The 714-nt window shown below is 54.8% G+C and carries 1 protein-coding gene; it reads right to left on the reverse strand.

The window, feature by feature from the left end:
* A partial coding sequence (locus ICL55_RS34900) for a phosphopantetheine-binding protein (RefSeq protein WP_223151701.1) occupies positions 1 to 714 on the reverse strand: 714 nt, incomplete at both ends.

The raw sequence follows: 714 nt of genomic DNA on the forward strand, positions 1-714 counted from the left end.
CATACGGAAAGCGGTAGTCAGCTTTTCCATATCCGGCACACCGGCAACCACAAATACACCGGGCATATTGTACGCCACGTTTCCTTCGGTAAACTGGCTCAGTATCCACATGCGATGCTGCGCGGCCGACAACGGATAGTCTGCCTGCACGGCGGTGACAGGGATCAGGGCCATCTCTTCTTCACCGGCAGCAATGATAAAAGCTGCCTGCGCCGATAGCTGCGGGCGGGTAAACAGCTCCTGCAAAGGAACCTTCACGCCGAAAGCCTTTTGTATGCGGGCAGATAAACGCGTCGCCTTCAGGCTGTGACCACCCAGGTCAAAGAAATGATCGTGGATACCAATTCCTTCCCTGCCTAATATCTCTTCCCAGATGGACACCAACAAAGCTTCTGTTTCATTACGTGGCGCCTCATACACCGCACCCGTAGCCATGCCCCAGCTTTCCGGCAAGGGCAACGCTTTCCTGTCGGCCTTGCCACTGCTCGTTAATGGCATCGAAGGCAGCTGCACAAAATAGTCCGGCAGCATATACGCAGGCAACGTAAGGCCCAGGAAAGCACGCAGCGCCGATACAGTCAGTTCTTCTTTGCCTACCAGATAAGCCACCAGCCTTTTCTCCTCTCCTGCTTCTGAACGCACCATCACCACCGCTGATTCTACTGCCGGATGCTGCTGTAACGCGTTCTCTATCTCACCGGGTTCTATCCGGTA

The sequence above is a fragment of the Chitinophaga varians genome (assembly GCF_014529945.1).
Taxonomy (GTDB): domain Bacteria; phylum Bacteroidota; class Bacteroidia; order Chitinophagales; family Chitinophagaceae; genus Chitinophaga; species Chitinophaga varians.